Origin of the sequence: Methanolapillus millepedarum (assembly GCF_032594115.1) — an archaeon.
GTDB lineage: Archaea > Halobacteriota > Methanosarcinia > Methanosarcinales > Methanosarcinaceae > Methanolapillus > Methanolapillus millepedarum.
On sequence record NZ_CP131060.1, the window covers coordinates 717,931 to 733,951 of the forward strand.

23 protein-coding genes are annotated in these 16,021 nt (G+C 39.2%); 2 read left to right on the forward strand and 21 right to left on the reverse strand.

Annotated features, from left to right (window positions below):
• Positions 1-847 precede the first annotated feature (847 nt).
• A complete protein-coding gene (locus tag MsAc7_RS03395; RefSeq protein ID WP_338103183.1) occupies positions 848-1,177 on the forward strand; it encodes a hypothetical protein in 330 nt (109 codons plus the stop codon).
• A 39-nt stretch (positions 1,178-1,216) separates the two neighbouring features.
• On the opposite strand, the gene MsAc7_RS03400 is transcribed toward MsAc7_RS03395, so the two are convergent.
• The 8 genes from MsAc7_RS03400 to MsAc7_RS03435 all read right to left on the reverse strand — a co-directional run bounded on the left by MsAc7_RS03400 (position 1,217) and on the right by MsAc7_RS03435 (position 6,925).
• Positions 1,217-1,357 (reverse strand): hypothetical protein, encoded by a 141-nt coding sequence (locus tag MsAc7_RS03400; protein WP_338103184.1) that lies wholly within the window; start codon positions 1,355-1,357, stop codon positions 1,217-1,219.
• Between the two features lie 46 nt (positions 1,358-1,403).
• On the reverse strand, positions 1,404-1,772 hold the full coding sequence (locus tag MsAc7_RS03405) for a hypothetical protein (protein WP_338103185.1): 369 nt from the start codon (positions 1,770-1,772) through the stop codon (positions 1,404-1,406).
• A 125-nt stretch (positions 1,773-1,897) separates the two neighbouring features.
• Positions 1,898-2,080: a hypothetical protein gene (locus MsAc7_RS03410; protein ID WP_338103187.1), complete on the reverse strand. Its 183-nt coding sequence runs from the start codon at positions 2,078-2,080 to the stop codon at positions 1,898-1,900.
• Complete coding sequence (locus MsAc7_RS03415) at positions 2,073-2,672, reverse strand: hypothetical protein (RefSeq protein ID WP_338103188.1); 600 nt, start codon at positions 2,670-2,672, stop codon at positions 2,073-2,075. Before MsAc7_RS03415 ends, MsAc7_RS03410 begins: the two co-directional genes overlap by 8 nt.
• Before the next feature lie 2 nt (positions 2,673-2,674).
• A complete protein-coding gene (locus tag MsAc7_RS03420; RefSeq protein ID WP_338103189.1) occupies positions 2,675-3,514 on the reverse strand; it encodes a hypothetical protein in 840 nt (279 codons plus the stop codon).
• A gap of 2 nt (positions 3,515-3,516) precedes the next feature.
• On the reverse strand, positions 3,517-4,230 hold the full coding sequence (locus tag MsAc7_RS03425) for a CPBP family intramembrane glutamic endopeptidase (RefSeq protein ID WP_338103190.1): 714 nt from the start codon (positions 4,228-4,230) through the stop codon (positions 3,517-3,519).
• Between the two features lie 145 nt (positions 4,231-4,375).
• Positions 4,376-6,121: a hypothetical protein gene (locus MsAc7_RS03430; RefSeq protein WP_338103191.1), complete on the reverse strand. Its 1,746-nt coding sequence runs from the start codon at positions 6,119-6,121 to the stop codon at positions 4,376-4,378.
• Between the two features lie 45 nt (positions 6,122-6,166).
• Positions 6,167-6,925 carry a hypothetical protein gene (locus tag MsAc7_RS03435; protein WP_338103192.1) on the reverse strand — a complete coding sequence of 253 codons (759 nt, stop codon included), beginning with the start codon at positions 6,923-6,925 and terminating at the stop codon, positions 6,167-6,169.
• Positions 6,926-7,204: 279 nt separating this feature from the next.
• Between MsAc7_RS03435 and MsAc7_RS03440 the strand changes: the two genes are divergently transcribed.
• On the forward strand, positions 7,205-7,450 hold the full coding sequence (locus MsAc7_RS03440) for a hypothetical protein (RefSeq protein WP_338103193.1): 246 nt from the start codon (positions 7,205-7,207) through the stop codon (positions 7,448-7,450).
• A 13-nt stretch (positions 7,451-7,463) separates the two neighbouring features.
• Here MsAc7_RS03440 and MsAc7_RS03445 read toward each other — a convergent pair whose 3' ends face one another.
• From MsAc7_RS03445 to MsAc7_RS03505, 13 genes are all read right to left on the reverse strand, one after another.
• A complete protein-coding gene (locus MsAc7_RS03445) occupies positions 7,464-8,012 on the reverse strand; it encodes a hypothetical protein (RefSeq protein WP_338103194.1) in 549 nt (182 codons plus the stop codon).
• A gap of 87 nt (positions 8,013-8,099) precedes the next feature.
• The gene (locus tag MsAc7_RS03450; RefSeq protein ID WP_338103195.1) at positions 8,100-8,372 is read right to left on the reverse strand and encodes a hypothetical protein; all 273 of its coding nucleotides are present in this window, start codon (positions 8,370-8,372) and stop codon (positions 8,100-8,102) included.
• A gap of 143 nt (positions 8,373-8,515) precedes the next feature.
• Positions 8,516-9,433: a hypothetical protein gene (locus MsAc7_RS03455; RefSeq protein WP_338103196.1), complete on the reverse strand. Its 918-nt coding sequence runs from the start codon at positions 9,431-9,433 to the stop codon at positions 8,516-8,518.
• Positions 9,434-9,765: 332 nt separating this feature from the next.
• A complete protein-coding gene (locus MsAc7_RS03460; protein ID WP_338103197.1) occupies positions 9,766-9,924 on the reverse strand; it encodes a hypothetical protein in 159 nt (52 codons plus the stop codon).
• Between the two features lies 1 nt (position 9,925).
• Positions 9,926-10,573 carry a hypothetical protein gene (locus MsAc7_RS03465; protein ID WP_338103198.1) on the reverse strand — a complete coding sequence of 216 codons (648 nt, stop codon included), beginning with the start codon at positions 10,571-10,573 and terminating at the stop codon, positions 9,926-9,928.
• Positions 10,574-10,885, reverse strand: coding sequence for a hypothetical protein (locus MsAc7_RS03470; RefSeq protein ID WP_338103199.1), 312 nt, complete (start codon positions 10,883-10,885; stop codon positions 10,574-10,576). It abuts the gene before it with no gap.
• Complete coding sequence (locus tag MsAc7_RS03475) at positions 10,885-11,592, reverse strand: hypothetical protein (protein ID WP_338103200.1); 708 nt, start codon at positions 11,590-11,592, stop codon at positions 10,885-10,887. Before MsAc7_RS03475 ends, MsAc7_RS03470 begins: the two co-directional genes overlap by 1 nt.
• A 9-nt stretch (positions 11,593-11,601) precedes the next feature.
• Positions 11,602-12,669, reverse strand: a complete 1,068-nt coding sequence (locus MsAc7_RS03480; protein WP_338103201.1) for an Ig-like domain-containing protein — start codon at positions 12,667-12,669, stop codon at positions 11,602-11,604.
• Between the two features lie 109 nt (positions 12,670-12,778).
• Positions 12,779-13,360, reverse strand: coding sequence for a hypothetical protein (locus MsAc7_RS03485; protein ID WP_338103202.1), 582 nt, complete (start codon positions 13,358-13,360; stop codon positions 12,779-12,781).
• A gap of 36 nt (positions 13,361-13,396) precedes the next feature.
• Complete coding sequence (locus tag MsAc7_RS03490; RefSeq protein WP_338103203.1) at positions 13,397-14,281, reverse strand: hypothetical protein; 885 nt, start codon at positions 14,279-14,281, stop codon at positions 13,397-13,399.
• A gap of 39 nt (positions 14,282-14,320) precedes the next feature.
• Positions 14,321-15,514 (reverse strand): hypothetical protein, encoded by a 1,194-nt coding sequence (locus MsAc7_RS03495; protein WP_338103204.1) that lies wholly within the window; start codon positions 15,512-15,514, stop codon positions 14,321-14,323.
• A gap of 2 nt (positions 15,515-15,516) precedes the next feature.
• A complete protein-coding gene (locus tag MsAc7_RS03500) occupies positions 15,517-15,768 on the reverse strand; it encodes a hypothetical protein (protein ID WP_338103205.1) in 252 nt (83 codons plus the stop codon).
• On the reverse strand, positions 15,765-15,932 hold the full coding sequence (locus MsAc7_RS03505; RefSeq protein WP_338103206.1) for a hypothetical protein: 168 nt from the start codon (positions 15,930-15,932) through the stop codon (positions 15,765-15,767). Before MsAc7_RS03505 ends, MsAc7_RS03500 begins: the two co-directional genes overlap by 4 nt.
• Positions 15,933-16,021: the final 89 nt, after the last annotated feature.

The following is a 16,021-nucleotide window of genomic DNA, read 5'->3' on the forward strand; positions in this document are numbered from 1 at the left end:
CTAAACATTATGAAAAAAATTCATGAAAATGGTCAACTTCTAAAATATATTGACTAAAATATTCGATAGCGGTATGAACTATTTCGCCCTAAATGGCAAAAAAAGGGCGAAAGCGAATCTTATCCTTAGGATATAATGCATATAGTTTATGTGCATTTATTTAGTGAGACTTCGTCCTGGCGCCGGCGGGCAGCTGCCGCACTGCCCGCCGGCGCGCTGACTCAAACCGGCAATACCCGATTAACGGCCTTTGGCCGGGTCGCATGAAACGTTCGGCAGAGCCGTCTGACCGCATATACTTTTCGTCGCAAGCAACGAAAAGTATATGGGGTCAGACCACGTTTCACGCAACTTTTAAACCGCGCGCCCCACATAAAGTGGGGCTTGGGCGCGCGGCGAGGAAGTACGAAACAGAAAATGCAACCATCCGGGGTCAATTACGGCGCCTTGCGGGACCCCTCAGGACAGTCGTCCTGAGGGCTCTGTTGGGCAACGACGGCTCGGAAACCGAAACAGAAAATATTATCGCCAAAGTATACCCATAGAACACGATATCATTAACTATTAATATTTCTTAATATAATGTTAATTGAAAATTAAAGGCAGTGATTATGTGGAACTAAATAATAATTTTAAAAGCGACCGCTGGAAACATATTATTCAGAGATTTACTTCTTTTTAGGAATAGTTTGGAGAATATCCAAAAATATGCGTTAAAATAGATTCCAAGATACAACCAATAACTGATTTTAAAATAGAATACGGTAATATACCAATTCAGAATCAGAATGGTTTAATCAAACGTCAGGAATTCCATTTCACAATTGGAAGTGAAGAAATTACCTTAATGTCTGAGGAATTAAATAATAAAGTATGTTGGACTTATGATATGGACAATGTAACTAATATAAAAGAAAAAAGAATTCAGAGAGCACAAAACGAAGAAGAATGCAATTTAGAAAATTTAATTCTTTTATCTTCATTTGAACTTGAAACCAATAACCCTTCCGATCTTGTTGGCCATATAAAAGCAATGGCAACAAAACATTATTACTGGAAAAATTGTATAAGTGTATATGAAAGTCACCCTGAAAGATTATCATTAAAAATTAAAACTATTTTAGAAAAATATAATAATTGGAATAATTACCTTAAGAATGGTTGGCTATTAAAGTAATATTGAATAATAAATAAGAAGGGAATAAATCCCTTCAATTCATTTTTTTGAATTTTTGTTTTTGATTGCCCAATTTCGCCGGGAAGTTGCTTCATCTTTTGCAACTTGATACGCTTTGTCTTTTGGTGCTCCAGCTTTCATTGCAATAATCATGTCGTGCATGAATTTCTTTGATGCCATTTTTTATTTTCTCCTTTTGATTTTATTTTTGACAGGTATTATCTCCTCAACCTGAAGAGGTCACTTTTGCCAGGTTGAAGAAATAAGCGATAATGAATGGTTCCCGACTGGCGACGACTGCAACGACAATATCAATTGCAGTCAAAACGCCGAGGACCATGATGACGGCGGTTAAAAATGTCAGATATGATGATCTTGAACAAACGTCCGCCCATGAAACAATCCTTGATGAAATTGCGCTTGCAAAAAGCACAACCGTTAAGGACGTAAATAAAACAAAAGATGTGATTGTGTAGGTCCCAAATGTGAAAATCTCAGATTCAAGGGATTTAGTCAATTCCGGAAACGGATTGTAATAAATCACCAAAGCAGCTGCTATCCACAAAAAATAAATGATTTTTCGCCAACCAATCACGTTATCAACTCACTTGGAATAAAAAATCTGATAGAGAATGAACAAAATCGAAACAAGATAGTATGCAGCAACCAACATTTCTTTTGAATCAAAGTTAATCGACTTTGCCATTTCCATTCACTCCGTTAGAGACGATACGCAAGCGCAAGAATAATCACGCCCAAGGCAATTGCAAACGGAGCCGGCAACTTGTCCGGAACATAAGTCAAAATGCCGATGGTGGTCATGACCGCCCCGAACATGCACAAACCGTTTTTTAATTCTCTGTTAATATCAATTCCAAATTTCGGTGATTCGCCCTCACTCATTTTTCAATCTCTCCTTTCTTTTTACATAAAAATACAAAATTCCAAGACAACCAATCACAACAGCACAAACCACGAGTTTAAGAAGTGTTTTTTCAATCGTGATCGGAATTTCGTTATCTGTGTTGTTGCCGGTTGAATTGTTGTTGCCGGCCGGAATATCATCCGTTACAATGACATTTACAGTGAATTTTCCGGAACCGGTCCAATAATTGGTATTATTTGGCGGAACACGCAAATGTTCGCTAATCCGGACAGTATATGTTCCGGGCGTTGTCGGCATTTTTACCTTCAGCGTCCCGGAAAGATGTTCATTCGATGCAAGAGTTTTTGATGAAATCGTTTCATCATCCGAAATCCAGCTATACCGTGCCCGTATTTCATATGGCGTTGGCTGATACTGTACAAAATATCCTTCATCCATCACCGTTTCCCATTTGATTGAAATCGTTTCACCTGGTTTTGCGTAAACCGTATGGTCATTTTGAAGAAAATCCATACTTGTCCCAAAAGCAAACGCAAGAACCAAAATCGCAAGCAATAAAATTGCCGTGCTTTTTTGATTTGAAGATTTAAAACTCAATTCTGTTGACATTGTTACCTCAAAAGTTTTCGAATTAAAAATAATTTGATAACTAAATAAACGACAGCAATCGCTATCAGTATCAAAACTATAATCAAAATCAGTTTTAGAAGGTCCTTTAAGTCAAATTCTCCGGAAAGAATTTTTTTGACTAAATCCCAAAGATTTTGCAGGAAATTTTCAAGAGAAATTTCGCCGGCGAACAGAGATTTAACCGAACCTTCGACTTCTTCCATCGCTTTGCCTAATTCACTAATCGCACCGCTGAAACTCCAACCACTCAAGCTGTCGTTTCCTTGGCCGGAATTATTGCCGGTTGAATTGTTGTTCCCGGATGAATTATTCCCCGTTGTGTTGTTGCCGGAAGAGTTGTTCCCGGTTGAACTGTTATTTCCCGTGTTGTTTCCGGTTCCGGTACCGCCAACCGTAACAGCAACATGAAGGTAAGAATATCTCCAATCGGATCCGGATGAGTTCTTGCATTTTTGGACAATTGTAACATTGTACTTTCCGGAAGAGGAATATTTCACCGGACCCAAAGAGCCGGAAACAGATGACCCGTTTGAAACACCGGCGTATGAGTTCCATTTAACGGCGCTGTCGTTCGTGAAATCTCCGTTTGTGCAGATTCCGACTTGATAATCCCATTTGGCATAATTTTCAGATCGGTTTTTGCCGGCAATAATATTGTAATTAAACGTTATGTTTTCATTCACGGAAGCGTTGATGTAGTCCTGACCGCTCACGCCGCTCCAGTTAAAGACGGTCATTGATTGGCCGTGAAAAACGATAAGAATAAGCAATGTTGCCACAAGGAAGAGTAAAATTTTCAATTCAGGCTTTATTTTTTGCATTTTTACACCATCCCAAAGAGAATCATAAATGGTGAAATGACTGCAACGTTCCAAGCTGCGTGAAATCCGATCGCCATCAATGGGTAACCTGCACGTTGTTCTCCATCAGCTGGTTTGGTGATCCGACCTGCATCCCACACATATTGCATTAGCGCACCAAAACAAGCGGATGCAATCATTGAAGTCCAATTCCAGTTATATGCCCAAGCGTGGAAAAGGGCAAAAGAAACGACCGAGATCAGGCGAGATGATAAATAAGACATCTTTGAGGCTTGAAGCGCACGAGGAATGGCACCCCGAAACAACATCTCTTCGGACATTCCCACCATCAAAGATTGACAGATGATCAGCGCCGACAGAGAGCCAAAACCACCAAAATCAGATGAACCAATTCCACTTCCAATATACGAAAAAACAAACAAACCGGCTATGAACGCCACCAGATATTGAATTATACCGTTTCCGGTGCTTACCTTTTTAAGCGGATTTTCGGTTCCAAGCAAAGCATACGAAAATGCAAGCATGACCATATAATAAAGAAACATCTGTTCAACGCCGGCGTTCCATATGTAACGTGCTGACAAAAACAAGAACAATTGAATCAATACCGCAAATCCAAATACTGACGTCTGACCAAAATTTTTGGCCGACGACAAAAAGGCTGTAAAGTACTGAACCAATCCTGTTTTGAACCAAGATGTTTCTCCGCCGGTCATACAAAATCACCCAAGAAAAGCCCGATAAACAAATACAAGCTAAACAGGATAATTGTCCAAAAAATAATTTTTGCTTGCTTCTCCGGAACATTCCGAGCGATCAAAAAATCCGTAATCGGATTTGACGAAGTTTGACGTTTCCGGCTCATGGTGTCAACCTCAACAAATTAATCCCGATCTGACTCAATTGACTGATGCCGACAATATTTACCTTTACCCAATTATTCATAATATAATACAGAAGGCTTGATGTCCGCTTGACAATAGACCCGTCCCCAAAAACAAAATTATACAGAACAGTAGACGGTCTTGAGTTTCCAATATTATTACCACTTGTTGAATTGTTATCAGTGGAATTGTTAATTGAATTATTGCCACCACCACCAATAATGTCTTTTATCACATCAATGAACGTGTGAGACGACTCAACAGAACCGGCTTCAACGGCTTTTCCTTGAAGTCTCTTCGCGGAATTAGCGTCTTTGTCGTTTGAAGGATTCGTTTTTAGTAATTCGATATATTTTGAAGATGATATTTTCTCCATTGCAGGATTGTCATCGGCCTTTCTAAGCTCAATCGTTTTCGTTTTACCGCCATTCAGTTTAGACACATTTGTACCAAACGCCAGCGGATAAGTTGTGAACACGCCGCCGGAATCAGCTGCATTGGAGCAACCGACATACAGATTTCCCAAAAATTCTGCCTGTGTCGAATTATTATACCACTGCGGATTGTTCGAAAAATTTGAATTTACGAACGTGTTAAAATAATAGTGATACACTGTATGAGTGATGTCTCCTGTCCGCGGCTTAAATATGCGTACACCGGAAATATTCTCAAACGTATTTTGAATAATAAAACATTCATCTTCCAAATTCCATGAAGCGTAATAATTCGGATACGTCTGAAAAAGAACATCAACGACACTAATATTTCCAAAATAGCAATTTTTAAGAGTAATTCCTTGGCTTAGGACCATCATATACGTGCCAGTTGAAAAAACATTATTTTCTAATGTACAATTCGTAATTGTTGCCCGGCCACCGAGATTATCCATATAAACATCCAAAAATCGGATTGAAGGACCATTATCCTCTACTGAGAACATGCAATCCGATACCGTTATGTTTTCAATAATCAGTTCATCGGCAAAAACAGCCACGAATGGTCCGCCATTCCTATCAACCGATGACATTAAACAATATTGAAACTTCGAATCAATAATACTAACCTTCGCATGTCTATCATCTATCGTATCCACGGAATCATCAACATTCACTTCTAAGAAGCGACCCGTATGGTTAGATATAGTGCAATTCCTAAACGTCAGATTCCATTCACCAACCGGCAAAATATCGTCCAAAACATAACCACCGGTTTCGTGAACTTCATGTGTAAAATAGATAAATCCGCGACTATACCCAGAAGCATTGCTATTTTTCAGTGTATTGTTATTAAAAATACACGAATCAAACGTAACGTTTGGTTCGTTTTTCATAAATATAACACATTCTGATGACCCCGATTCATTCCGGGAAGACATCGTGTTGTTAAAATTCAGTCGATTAAACGTAACTGTTGAATTATTGATCTTCAACGACGCATTATCCCCCATGGGCATCCCGTCGGGATTCAGCTTCAGCTGATTCCCATTTCCATTAATTACCGCTGTACAGTTCCTAAATTCAATTGGTGTTGTGATATCCGCCGTTAAATTCCCATTGACATTAATGACAAGGTCCAACCCGGAAGTTGTCAACGTCAACTTGCTGACGTTATACAATTGCGATGTTGTTGACACGTTATGTGTCTGTACCGCTGCGCTTGCTGGTGCAACCGCCAAAAAAATAAAAAATGCAATTATCAAAACCGGAATTATCAATTTCCTCATTTTCCTTTCCTCCCGTTTTCAAAAAAAGAAAAGCTCTCTGAAAAATCAGAGAACGGAGTTTTTGATAATTCTCACAGTTAAGTCGCTGTCGGAATTGCTGATTTTAATCGGAATCGTCACCTCATCACTGACAGATGTCATCTTGTCAATGCCTGTCCAATTAAGATCAAACGACACCACAACCGCATTTTCATCTTTGTCCATTGTCCATACAATGTTTTTTGCATACAGACCGTCATTTACATAGACTGCCGGGGAATTCGACTTTTCACCAATCGCAACCGGATAGAACTTTACACCATTTGCGTCCTTCAAAGAAGTTGATGATGCGTTCACAGTGGATGACAAAACATCGCTCGTACTTGAAAATCCAGAGTAAGTATTCAACAAAGTAAACCTAACACTAACCGGTACAAGAACATCCTCGGTCGGAACTGACAAAACCCCGACCTGTGTTTCATTTCGAACTTCTGACCCGTAAACCGGTTCGACACACGGTGACTTAATTATGAAATTTGTATGTGTAGCATTCGATGATTTTTCAGCGTCAACCTGAATGGCGATAACGCCGGATTCCGCATTATAATTATAATCCGCATTGGCTACACGTACATTGCCAACGAGCATTTCATCGAAACGAGTTGTTAATACGAGTCCGTTGTGTGTCGTATTGTCCGCGATTGATTGCGTTTTTAAGCTGTCGAGGTAGCCCCCGGAATACAATAAAACGCAAGCAAGAACAAGAGCAGCAACAATAAGAATGTGTGTGGTTTTAAAACCCATAAAAGTAGAATTATTTGCCATTTTTCCTTTTCTCTCCTTTGCTTTGACCCTCTTCGATTTTTAAGGTCTTAAAGAGAAGAACATTTGAAAAGAATATATATTCATGTAAAGCAGGTGCTTTACAAAAAATGTTAACACCGTTACACTTACTAACGAAAAATTCGTTTTTTTGGTATTTTGTTTCTTTGATTTGCATCAAAAAAATCAAATACCAAAAATCGTTCGCTCCACTCTTTTTTTGTGGCGACTGACCCGTTGAGGGTGCAGTCAGTCGCTTAGGCTGAGGCAGGAGTAGAAAATATGAAATTCAAGACATGGGTTGAAAGATTTATTGAAGAAAAAGAATTCAACGATATGATTTTAGTCGTTCAAAAAAACAATGACATTCACATTGTTGAAATGGATATTTTCATTGAAATGATTGAAAATTACTCAAGCATTGAGAAAACAGATTTCAAAAAAATAGTTATTGGATATGATTTTTGTAACCGGAACAGAAACCAATTCCAATCATTATTTGAACAAGCAGCCGAAAAGCTGCTTTAATTTTTTGCCGTTTTCAAAAAATTCCCGGAAAGATTACCCCCAAAATAAATGGAAGAACGGCCTTTACAACATTAGCTGACATACCCGACAAAAAATCTAACAATTCTGCCGTTTTCAAATTTTTTTCTTTTGAGTCTTTTATCTCTTCAAGCAATTTTAATAATTCCTTTTTATTATCTGAACTTAAATCACATTCTTGGATTTCATTAATTATTTTCACCGTACTTTGAAATGATTTATTGGACATATCAAAAACATAAGCTTCCGAATTTGATGATGATTGGATGTGTGTATTAATTTGGAGTTTGATTTTAGCCTTTTCTAATTTCATTTCCTTTTTTCTTATCTTTTGTTCTTCTTCTTTCACTTGAAGATTAGCAATATGAACTTCAAGTGCTTTTATTATAGTATCAGTATCCCAATTTGCGTTATACGCTGCGGGACATTCATCTTTATATGCGATAGCAACCTGATATGTTCTAGACATCCTGTCTGAACCATCAAGTCTTATATATTCAATGTCTTTCTTGATACTTTCTATTTTTCCTTGAATTGCACTCATAAATAGTGTTCAATTAGTCCATAATATATTATAGTTTGGTAAGTGGACTCATCGAGCTCCTATTTTTATACAGACCCATCAAACGCATTAAGTGCCATTGACTCCCCTTCCCTTAACCATCGAAACTAAGGCCTTTGTCCCACGAACTGCCAAATCCTCATCAATTTCATTATCAAAGGGCGCTTTAATCAAATTATCATCAACTAATGCCCTATATGTTTCAAAAATGGCATATTCAACAGCATTGGTCGCATCGCAGCCCCGGCACTCTGCAATTTGTTTTAAACGATAATTTGTCTTTTCATTAATCCGGACATTTAACTGAACCGTTTTTTTCGGAGAAACAATTTCATTTGACATTTTTCATTCCTCCAATATCGCATGATTTCCGAGGAAATGTAATACTTCCTCATCTTCCCGGCAATCTTTACAAATCCGACAATTCATGAAAACAGAGATTTCATTCAACACTTTGAGAAATCCACATCTTGGACAAGATTCCTTCATACTTTCATCTCCTCTGTATCTTCTTCATTTAACACAAAATCAGAATACGTATCCACAAACCTATCCATTTGCTTTCGTATTTCACCTTCTCTTTCAGAAATATTATTAAAAGCATCAAGGTCAATAACGTTTTTAACATGGTTTGAAATCAATTCCGAAAGAACCGACGGCTCCAAAGCGTCAAGCTCCCAACATTCATAGCCGTATTTTTTAACATAATCAGTAGACCGACTATCGGACAACTTTGTAGGATTCGGCGGCGGATTGTAAGTTTCAATTTGGCCATAATTCAAAGCAATCCTTTCAAAAGTGATATCGGCGCCGAATAAACGTAACCGGTCTTCGATGTCACGGCTCATGTCTATGCCGGAAGGGTCATGGTCGCCCAAGTGAAAGATGACAACATTCTTTCCGGAATTATTCCTTCGAATGAACCGACGAGCTGCCGACCACATTTCAGATTGTGAAACGTAGCCCCTACATGAAAAGTAATCAACTTCCCACGAATGGCAAGCTTTCCCGACAATATCCACCAAAGCATCCTTTTCAACCCAAAATTCAACATAGGTATCCATGTTTTCCCATTTGTCAAGACTGAAACCGGAAGAAGCACTCCGCAAGAGTTCTTCCGGATCGTCGTCGTGGACAATTCCCCGAAGGAACCGAGTCCGGTCTTCAATGGAATACCAATCAATCATTCCGGCCAGACGTCCGTCATTAATGAGATTTCCCAAATTCTTATACGACCGTTCGTTATTCGGAATTACATCTCTTGAAACCAGCTGATAATACACCTGACGAAGAGTAAGCGAATAACCTTGACGTTCATAATCATCAACAATTGAATTGACTTTTTCAATCAAATCCAATGAATCCGGTTTGAACCTTTTTTCAATGTAAGCAATTTTCGGCATTTCAAATCACCTTATACAAAAAAATAACCCAAAACTCATGATTCCCACCACGGCTTTTTGTCAAACATGTCCGAGAAAATGTCTGTGAGTTTTGTTTCCAGTCTTTCGAAAATCTGCTTGTGTGACAAATATTTAATTCTCTTATTTTCCGGACGTTCTTTATACAATTCACATTTAATTGACTGATTTTTCCATTCATCACAGTAAACAATTTCCCCCCTCGTTCTGCTTTTGGCTACGCACGCCAACAGCACATTCCGAGTACCTTGACAAGATGTCCGGCATGAATTTTTACAAAATTTGCATTTTGGTTCACGGTCCATGCTTTCACCTTACCAATTCTCCAACGCTTCTTCACATTCAGAACATTGATACCCGACAACAGCAGCACAATCTTCACAATATTGCTTTTCTTCCATACATTCTAAGCAAACCCATTCTGCTTCTTTCTTTTCACATCGAACACATAAATTTACAATTTCTTCTGACATTTTATCGCCTCATCTTCTTTTTCTCAATTTTTCCATTTCTTTCCAAAATTTCGTAAACTTCCGCTTCGGTGCATCGGACCGACTGCGCAACAATTGTATCTGAAATCCAACTCGGACTTGACCCGTCCTCAAACATTTTCAAAATCGCCTCTTCCTTCGTATTTTTATCTAAAATCTTAAACGGCGTTGAATATTTTTCACTCCATAATTTCGATAAACACAGTTGCACCGTGCACCGAAATTCGGAACACATAAAAAAAGACGTCTTTTTGTCCTTTGGGACAAAATATTCCGGAACCATTTCCGTTACGGAGTCACGTTCAACTGAACGTGAAAATAAACTCAACATTTTAACGATCAATAAATCGCACATTTTGATGAAATTCAAATCACCCGTGCTTGAAACCTGAACCGATGTGCAAACCCATCGCTCATGGTGGCGGGCAACCGCCAAGCTGGACGTATCTTCAATCGTAGATTGTCCCCGGCTGTTTCTTGCGTTGTAAAAAAGCATCAATTCATCAAGACTTACAAACGATTTCGGCGGAACATCAAACAAATCAGCAACAAAATTTACACATTCATGAGCTGCCTGTTTGACTCCTACAATCGTAGGGCGCAAACCTTTCTCAAGACCCCACTCAAACAACTAGTAAACGATGGCATTTTTACCGGAATCACGTTCGCCGATAATGTTGATTACTCTGGGTTTTGCAAAAAGATATTTTTTAATCCATCCGATTTTGATTTCATTGGGGACAATGAAATCATAAATGATTTCAAACGCATCAACCGGTTTTTCCTTTGCGAATTTTAAAAAATCCTTTACCAAAAGCATGACGTCATGAACACCGGGAGGCGCACGCTTCCGGCAAAATAAAAGAACGTCATTGGTATGATTTTTCAAAAATTCGATTGCCGATGCTTCCGACATCGACCCCGGAGGAATCGGGTAGTACATTACGAATCACCGCCCAATTCCTTTTCAAATAAAAAATCCAATTCTGAACCGTTCATTTTGTTGATGGTTCCGGCATCCATCAACATTTTCATGTAACCGGCATTGGCTTCTGTTAATGCTTGGTTTCGCTCATACAATGTTTTAAGAAGGTCTTCCATATGTTCCGCTTTGGCGGACACATATCCAAATTCAGTATTCGGCAAGACTCCGTATAAACAATAATCAATTCCGGAAAGGAATCTTTCAAGCCCGACCGGAACAGAGACGGTTTCTTTCAAATCCGCTTTAATCAAGCGGTTGTAGCCGGCAAATGAAATCAAATCAGTCGGACAAATGAAAACCTTGTTTCCTCGTTCAACAATTCCAAAAGCATTCACACCTTCATAAAAAACGGAATATTCCATCCCGCCGGCCGTAACCTGGTAAGATGACCCATCCCATGAAAAAACACCGTAATTGCAAATGATCTTCTTGGAACGTAATTTTGCTGTCAAGTACAGGAGTTCTGCAGAGTTGTCCGGAAGAAAAGAAAAACTGACAAAAAAGCCGAGAGCTGCCCATGTGACCCATGAAACCATTGAATCCGGAATAATGTCCGGAAGCGGAAGTTTGAGTAATCCTTTGAGTCCCCAAAAGTAGATCAGAATTGCGCCGGCAATCACTTGTGAAACCGGATACTCTTTTCCGAAGAGCGAAACCGTCTTCATAAAATCACCTTATTCCGGTTCAAGCGGTTGCTTCTCTGCCGGCTTTTCCGGTTCATCTTCCTTCTTTTTCAAAATACCGTCAAATTTGCCGGTTTGATGAAGGTAAAGAAGGATGACAACAACGCCAATAAGGATGTAAAGCCCGTATTTTTGAAGGAATTCATTTTTGACTTCGGTCTCCGGTTGCGGTGTTTGATCATTTTTCAGAGTTTGGATTTCTGCTTCAAGCTGAGTAATCCGACTTTTAAATTGTTGAACTTCAACGCTTTGATTTGTGTTTTCCGGAATTATCATTCCGTTTGCTTGGGCAACTTCTCGAAACCAATCCGGAATTTCGGTTTGGGTTGTGTTGTTCGCCGTCGTTGCCGGCTTTGCTGTCGATAAAAGATTTAATGTCAAAGTTTTATCGGCGATTTTTTCTTTTGAATCCCAATCCATAACAGAAATTCGGATCCGATTTTGTCCTTCCGACAAAACCGTTGACGGATACCATTCGGAGACGTCCTTTGAACGTCCAGCCGAAACCGTGACGTCCTCGGTAAATTCTTCGCCGTTGATGTCGATTGTGTATCGCACTTTGTGCGGTACCGAATCGTCATTCACAATATCAAAGGCAATGTTGAAATCCTGCGGATATGTCATTTCCCGAATATTGTGGGAAATATTGAAGGTTGTCAGTTTCAGGGATGAAAGACGGACATAAAAAGAAATATCATTCGACGTTGCCGTTGTCTTTTTTTCTGCGTAAAAAGTCTTTGTGTCCACTGTGGACGGATTGCCGGCGCGGTCAAATGCCCGGACTTGAGAGATGTGGTAGCCTGTTGTTGTTATATTTTCCGTTAATGTGTAATTATTTCCGGAAAGGTCGGCTGTTCGCCAACTGTTCTCATCAAGCTTTATTTCAACCCGGTCAATTCCGGAGGCGTCTGTCGCCGTTCCGTAAATACGGACCGTTCCGTTTTCCGGAACGATGTTCACGGTCAAAACCGGCGGTGTTGTGTCGGTCTCCTCGGCAATCGCCGGACAAACAAGCATTAATAAAATTAATGCAATAAAGAGCAAATGCACTTTTTTCATGTTGGTACCTCTTGGCTGGGGTATTTCCGAAAGGTGCAGAATCTGAAAGTTGGCGCTTTCAGATTCACCTTTTTTTCGGAGGTTTTCACATGGATACTGACAGGTTCGGTTAAATCAAATCGAACGCTGCGTTTTTCGCATCGTTGATGTTCTTTTCAATTTCAGCCGAATATTGAATGTACGCCTTGCGTTTTTCAATCAAGACGTCAATTTCATGTCTCAATCGGAGCAAATCGACAAAGCCAAGCCGAACAGTAACAATCTCTTGAGGGGTTGCCTGTTTGAGCATGAACGTTCCGGGAATCATGTAGGATGATTCATAAATCGCCTTTTTCTTGCTGTCAAGTTGTCCAGTTGGGAAGGATCCCGGCATAATACCGATTTGAATCGTGCCGAACCGCTCAAACACAGCTGTGTCATTACTCGGTTTTTCCCGGCCATAAACCGGCTTAATCGCTTCAAGCAATTCTTTCGCCTTGCTTGACATGACACCTTTGTTGAACGCCAACATCTCATCATAATTGACTGTCGGCGTCCGGGCATCCGTGCCGGCCGGAAAACCACTCATTGCAATTTCAGATTGGATGACAGGGATTTCTGGCTGTGTTTCTTCAATTTGTGTTTCAATTTCTTTTGTTTCTTCATTCTTTTTGTTTTTTCTTGCGCTGTATGCTTCTGTTGTTTCTGACATTTTTATTCACTCTTTTCATGTTGGTTTATTGATTTTTTATTTGTTTTGTGATAAGCCGGATTGTATTCCGGTATCAAAGGGATGATAGATTTCCGCTAAGGCGTCAATATTGTCCGGGTATGCCTTTCTTAAATATTCGCGGTGTTTGCGGTATTCGCAAACGATTTTAAACAGATGGGAAATTTCTTGGGGGCGGTATTTTCCACGCCCTTTGCGTTCAAATTCTCTTGATTCAACAACATTCACCCGATACTTTTTGTCAGTCCATCCTTTGAAAAATCGGCGTTGAACACAACCATGAGCTTCAAGGTGATCAACGAAAACATCAAAGAATTCAACATCTTGAAACGCTTTGTTGATGCCGGACTTTCCAAGAACGGCTTGTAAGTAACTCGTTTTCCATTCTTCGTCGCCGCGCCTCTCGGAAATAAAACGCTTGTAGCCATGCCAATATTTTTCTTCCTTAATGCCGACGGTGTTTCGCAAATATTGCAAAATAAATTTGAAATAAACAAATTTTTTTGCAGTCTGCGAATCCGTAAAAAAAAAATCGGATAAGGTTTGATTCGAAATCGGAGAATCTGTTTTTAACTCGTTACCCAATACAATTTCGTTTCTCAATATCTTTTTTGATTTTTTGTAAATTTTGTGGGCCATTCTGTCTTCGGTCGGGTCAATATCCGAATGGTATTTCGTAACCAGCAATGGCGTTTCAGAATGCAATGTTACTGTTTCAAGCCCGTTTTCAACAAAAAAATCAAACTTATCCGACAGATAATGGACTGTGTCATATGGTAATTCCTGATTCCAACACATTTCAATTTGGTTAATTGAAACGGTTTTGTCCGCATCCATTACCTCGGATGCCTCAAATTGAAGACGTTTAATTAAACTGTCTTCATAAACCTCAACCGCTTTCATTTTCAAATCATCAAGAATTTGAGTTTCAAACTGTTGATACTAATCAACATAAGTGGTCGGTATGAAATTTGATTCCTCTAAGAATTCTTCCTTGTATGCAATTTCATATTCCGGACAAATTTGAGCAAGCATTTTATGTGCGATTCTTTGAACGTTCACAATCATAAACAATGAAATCGGAGCCCCGGCCGGCGGATCATACCTTAGTCGATACGTTACACCGTCCGTTTTCCACCAATAAGCATAACCATCTCCATCTTTGCGTTTTACCGGAACGCCGCTCAAAGGGAAACCGGCTAAAATTGAACGATTTTCCATAAATGAAAATTTTGAATCCAAATCATCCGGCATAGCATTTTGAACTTCGATTGAAGAATAATTATCCTCAATCATTTTTTGCTTCATGAGCATCATTTTTTCAGTTAAAATGTCGGATTCCATTGTGCTTGTCTCAATTACGGTTTTCACATCACGGCTGTAACTCATGAACTTTTTGGAATGAACCGAGACCATCACACGATCAAGCATCAATTTCGGAGGCTCAATTTCGGCAGGATTTTCATTAAAAAATTCAACCGAAATTCGGGAATCGTATTTCAGATATTCATCCCGCACAACCTGTCGTTTGTAGTTCGAAAAAAGGTCTCTTTCTTTTTTCTCCGTCGCTTTCACAGTACGTTCATATTTTCTTGAAATCAGAAAATCAGTCAAAACTTTTGTCATCCATTTGTATACATCCGTGAAATAAATCGGGTGGGCTTTAATGATTGAAAAAAACGAATCAACAAAACGAACAAATTGATCATTAAAATCCTGTGTCTCAATCATTCTCATGATGTTGAATGACCATGATTTTAAATGCGCGACTTCTTTGGTTTCAGGTAACCGGCTGTCATATTTGACCAAAACAAGCGCTTCGGCAAAATAAAGGCATTTTCGGTAACTGTAAACCTTAATTTTTCCGATTTTTGATGTAACCGTAAGTTTCGGCGGTTGTAAAAAGAGGCTTATGATATCCTCTTTACACATATCGAAATTGAAACAAACAATTTCATAAAAACGATTGAACAAACCCGGTATGAATTTTTCAATTTCATAGCGTTCGACGTTTTTCTGAATGTTGACCCAAAACCACGGAGGGATGTTATCAAAACATCTTGGATCACGAACCGGCACTTTCCCAGGTTCGCCAAACAAGCTGTTGATAATGTGAAGATTTGAGTCAACATCCATTTTTACACCGTACCCAATTCACTGTTTTTCGAGGTCTTATTTTTCAGGGCTGCGTTTTTTAAATGGAGTTTGTGGTCGTCGCTTGGCGTATTCGAAACGCCCACGTTTTGTGAATAAACGCCGGAAGCGACACGTTGAATGAATTTAATTGCCGTGTTTCCCATGCTTGAACACAAAAAGTCATTGGAATCAAGCGCATCCTGATAGGTTTCGCAGAGAGTTTGACATTCTCTGACGTCGTCTTCGGAAATCATTCGAGGACCTCTATTGGTTTTTCATCGGAACCAAAATTATCCAAACCAATTTTTACGAAGTAACAAATTGCATCCTGCCTATTCCTAAAATAACCTTCAGAAACAAGTGAATCAACTCCATCACTCGATTTATCCGGAAGTAACAATTGAATTCGTTTTGTCATTTATTACACCTTAAAGCGTACAAAGTAACTAATAGTATTTAAAATTAATTCAATATAACGTACAAAATGCATAAATTAGAGACAAAAGC

Excerpts from the sequence above, each read along its gene's own strand:
- MsAc7_RS03490 (WP_338103203.1), bottom strand. The coding sequence starts at position 14,281 with ATGAAAGCGGTTGAGGTTTATGAAGACAGTTTAATTAAACGTCTTCAA.
- MsAc7_RS03445 (WP_338103194.1), bottom strand. The coding sequence starts at position 8,012 with ATGAGTGCAATTCAAGGAAAAATAGAAAGTATCAAGAAAGACATTGAA.
- MsAc7_RS03440 (WP_338103193.1), top strand. The coding sequence starts at position 7,205 with ATGAAATTCAAGACATGGGTTGAAAGATTTATTGAAGAAAAAGAATTC.
- MsAc7_RS03505 (WP_338103206.1), bottom strand. The coding sequence starts at position 15,932 with ATGACAAAACGAATTCAATTGTTACTTCCGGATAAATCGAGTGATGGA.
- MsAc7_RS03410 (WP_338103187.1), bottom strand. The coding sequence starts at position 2,080 with ATGAGTGAGGGCGAATCACCGAAATTTGGAATTGATATTAACAGAGAA.
- MsAc7_RS03500 (WP_338103205.1), bottom strand. The coding sequence starts at position 15,768 with ATGATTTCCGAAGACGACGTCAGAGAATGTCAAACTCTCTGCGAAACC.
- MsAc7_RS03455 (WP_338103196.1), bottom strand. The coding sequence starts at position 9,433 with ATGCCGAAAATTGCTTACATTGAAAAAAGGTTCAAACCGGATTCATTG.
- MsAc7_RS03460 (WP_338103197.1), bottom strand. The coding sequence starts at position 9,924 with ATGTCAGAAGAAATTGTAAATTTATGTGTTCGATGTGAAAAGAAAGAA.
- MsAc7_RS03425 (WP_338103190.1), bottom strand. The coding sequence starts at position 4,230 with ATGACCGGCGGAGAAACATCTTGGTTCAAAACAGGATTGGTTCAGTAC.
- MsAc7_RS03450 (WP_338103195.1), bottom strand. The coding sequence starts at position 8,372 with ATGTCAAATGAAATTGTTTCTCCGAAAAAAACGGTTCAGTTAAATGTC.
- MsAc7_RS03495 (WP_338103204.1), bottom strand. The coding sequence starts at position 15,514 with ATGGATGTTGACTCAAATCTTCACATTATCAACAGCTTGTTTGGCGAA.
- MsAc7_RS03475 (WP_338103200.1), bottom strand. The coding sequence starts at position 11,592 with ATGAAGACGGTTTCGCTCTTCGGAAAAGAGTATCCGGTTTCACAAGTG.
- MsAc7_RS03420 (WP_338103189.1), bottom strand. The coding sequence starts at position 3,514 with ATGCAAAAAATAAAGCCTGAATTGAAAATTTTACTCTTCCTTGTGGCA.
- MsAc7_RS03435 (WP_338103192.1), bottom strand. The coding sequence starts at position 6,925 with ATGGCAAATAATTCTACTTTTATGGGTTTTAAAACCACACACATTCTT.
- MsAc7_RS03395 (WP_338103183.1), top strand. The coding sequence starts at position 848 with ATGTCTGAGGAATTAAATAATAAAGTATGTTGGACTTATGATATGGAC.
- MsAc7_RS03415 (WP_338103188.1), bottom strand. The coding sequence starts at position 2,672 with ATGTCAACAGAATTGAGTTTTAAATCTTCAAATCAAAAAAGCACGGCA.
- MsAc7_RS03470 (WP_338103199.1), bottom strand. The coding sequence starts at position 10,885 with ATGTACTACCCGATTCCTCCGGGGTCGATGTCGGAAGCATCGGCAATC.
- MsAc7_RS03400 (WP_338103184.1), bottom strand. The coding sequence starts at position 1,357 with ATGGCATCAAAGAAATTCATGCACGACATGATTATTGCAATGAAAGCT.
- MsAc7_RS03485 (WP_338103202.1), bottom strand. The coding sequence starts at position 13,360 with ATGTCAGAAACAACAGAAGCATACAGCGCAAGAAAAAACAAAAAGAAT.
- MsAc7_RS03430 (WP_338103191.1), bottom strand. The coding sequence starts at position 6,121 with ATGAGGAAATTGATAATTCCGGTTTTGATAATTGCATTTTTTATTTTT.
- MsAc7_RS03480 (WP_338103201.1), bottom strand. The coding sequence starts at position 12,669 with ATGAAAAAAGTGCATTTGCTCTTTATTGCATTAATTTTATTAATGCTT.